General features: G+C 34.0%; 5 protein-coding genes and 1 pseudogene. All 6 read left to right on the forward strand.

All coding sequences use genetic code 11. The features are described from left to right. A pseudogene (locus C3E90_RS07255) lies at positions 1-274 on the forward strand (hypothetical protein); the annotation flags it as partial. A gap of 35 nt (positions 275-309) precedes the next feature. Next, a complete protein-coding gene (gene erm(B), locus C3E90_RS07260; RefSeq protein WP_002292226.1) occupies positions 310-1047 on the forward strand; it encodes a 23S rRNA (adenine(2058)-N(6))-methyltransferase Erm(B) in 738 nt (245 codons plus the stop codon). A 145-nt stretch (positions 1048-1192) separates the two neighbouring features. Continuing rightward, a complete protein-coding gene (locus C3E90_RS13490) occupies positions 1193-1471 on the forward strand; it encodes a topoisomerase C-terminal repeat-containing protein (protein ID WP_074118312.1) in 279 nt (92 codons plus the stop codon). A gap of 155 nt (positions 1472-1626) precedes the next feature. After that, positions 1627-1836, forward strand: coding sequence for a peptide-binding protein (locus C3E90_RS07275; protein ID WP_000527317.1), 210 nt, complete (start codon positions 1627-1629; stop codon positions 1834-1836). 16 nt (positions 1837-1852) lie between these two features. Continuing rightward, the gene (locus C3E90_RS07280; RefSeq protein ID WP_000301765.1) at positions 1853-2125 is read left to right on the forward strand and encodes an antitoxin; all 273 of its coding nucleotides are present in this window, start codon (positions 1853-1855) and stop codon (positions 2123-2125) included. Position 2126: 1 nt separating this feature from the next. Next, positions 2127-2419: zeta toxin family protein (locus tag C3E90_RS07285; RefSeq protein ID WP_021416143.1), on the forward strand; the 293-nt coding region annotated here is incomplete at its 3' end.

The raw sequence follows: 2419 nt of genomic DNA on the forward strand, positions 1-2419 counted from the left end.
TTTAGGATGTGATGTAGTAAAACAACATCACACACTTACACAGATTATAATGGGATTGCTGAACAATGGGTTTGAGCTTAAAGTTGTAGAGGAAGCAGACTTTTTAGAAGAATTTGATCCACGCTATAACGAAGAAGGTGTATCAGAACTTGATGAACAATTTGAGCGGTTGCCAGACGGACACGAAGCAAAACGCAGTTACTATTTAGGCTTCCGACAAGCACAAAGTGAAGCAAGACCAAACATTGTTATTAGTCTATTGAAGTTAAATTAGATGCTAAAAATTTGTAATTAAGAAGGAGTGATTACATGAACAAAAATATAAAATATTCTCAAAACTTTTTAACGAGTGAAAAAGTACTCAACCAAATAATAAAACAATTGAATTTAAAAGAAACCGATACCGTTTACGAAATTGGAACAGGTAAAGGGCATTTAACGACGAAACTGGCTAAAATAAGTAAACAGGTAACGTCTATTGAATTAGACAGTCATCTATTCAACTTATCGTCAGAAAAATTAAAACTGAATACTCGTGTCACTTTAATTCACCAAGATATTCTACAGTTTCAATTCCCTAACAAACAGAGGTATAAAATTGTTGGGAGTATTCCTTACCATTTAAGCACACAAATTATTAAAAAAGTGGTTTTTGAAAGCCATGCGTCTGACATCTATCTGATTGTTGAAGAAGGATTCTACAAGCGTACCTTGGATATTCACCGAACACTAGGGTTGCTCTTGCACACTCAAGTCTCGATTCAGCAATTGCTTAAGCTGCCAGCGGAATGCTTTCATCCTAAACCAAAAGTAAACAGTGTCTTAATAAAACTTACCCGCCATACCACAGATGTTCCAGATAAATATTGGAAGCTATATACGTACTTTGTTTCAAAATGGGTCAATCGAGAATATCGTCAACTGTTTACTAAAAATCAGTTTCATCAAGCAATGAAACACGCCAAAGTAAACAATTTAAGTACCGTTACTTATGAGCAAGTATTGTCTATTTTTAATAGTTATCTATTATTTAACGGGAGGAAATAATTCTATGAGTCGCTTTTGTAAATTTGGAAAGTTACACGTTACTAAAGGGAATGTAGATAAATTATTAGGTATACTACTGACAGCTTCCAAGGAGCTAAAGAGGTCCCTAGCGCCTACGGGGAATTTGTATCGATAAGGGGTACAAATTCCCACTAAGCGCTCGGGACCCCTTGTAGGAAAATGTCCTAAGTGTGGCAACAATATTGTATTAAAAAAATCGTTTTATGGTTGTTCAAATTATCCTGAATGTACCTTCACTTTAGCTGAACATTTTAGAAAGAAAAAACTCACCAAAACAAATGTAAAAGAATTACTAGAGGGAAAAGAAACCCTGGTAAAAGGAATCAAAACGAAAGATAGAAAGTCCTACAATGCCGTTGTAAAAATCGGAGAAAAGGGATATATTGATTTTATCTATGTATGAGAACGTATTTTTTGAAATGCTTGAGCGAATCATTCAATTAGAAAACGAAAAAGAATAGAATCACAAATCACAAGTGATTAATCACAAATCACTTGTGATTTGTGATTGTTGATGATAAAATAAGAGTAAGAAGAAATAGAAAGAAGTGAGTGGTTGTGGGAAATTTAGGCGCACAAAAAGCAAAACGAAATGATACACCAATCAGTGCAAAAAAAGATATTATGGGGGATAAGACGGTTCGTGTTCGTGCTGACTTGCACCATATTATAAAAATCGAAACAGCAAAGAATGGCGGAAACGTAAAAGAAGTTATGGATAAAGCCTTAGAAGAATATATTCGGAAATATTTACCTGACAAACTTTAAAAGGAGTGAAAATGAAATGGCAGTTACTTATGAAAAAACATTTGAAATAGAGATCATTAACGAATTATCGGCAAGCGTTTATAATCGAGTATTAAACTATGTTTTGAATCATGAATTAAATAAAAATGACTCTCAATTATTGGAAGTCAATTTATTAAACCAATTAAAGCTTGCAAAACGTGTAAATCTTTTTGATTATTCTTTAGAAGAATTACAAGCCGTTCATGAGTATTGGCGGTCAATGAATCGCTATTCAAAACAAGTTTTGAATAAAGAGAAAGTGGCTTAATATGGCAAATATAGTCAATTTTACTGACAAACAATTTGAAAATCGCTTAAATGATAATTTAGAAGAATTGGTTCAAGGAAAAAAAGCGGTTGAATCGCCAACCGCTTTTTTACTTGGTGGGCAACCAGGGTCAGGGAAAACGAGTTTGCGATCAGCAATTCTTGAAGAAACACAAGGGAATGTTATTGTCATTGATAAAGAGGGGTTAAAAGCTGCTGGTGAATGGCATCAATTAAAACCTTTGTTTCCTTCGTTAGAAGGAAAATCTGTTCTTGACTTGGGGTGCGGATATGG

This window comes from Clostridium sp. Cult2 (genome assembly GCF_021655075.1).
In the GTDB taxonomy this organism is placed as follows: Bacteria; Bacillota; Clostridia; order Tissierellales; family Tepidimicrobiaceae; genus Schnuerera.

Coding starts and splice junctions, on each gene's coding strand:
- C3E90_RS07280 (WP_000301765.1), top strand. CDS start 1,853: ATGGCAGTTACTTATGAAAAAACATTTGAAATAGAGATCATTAACGAA.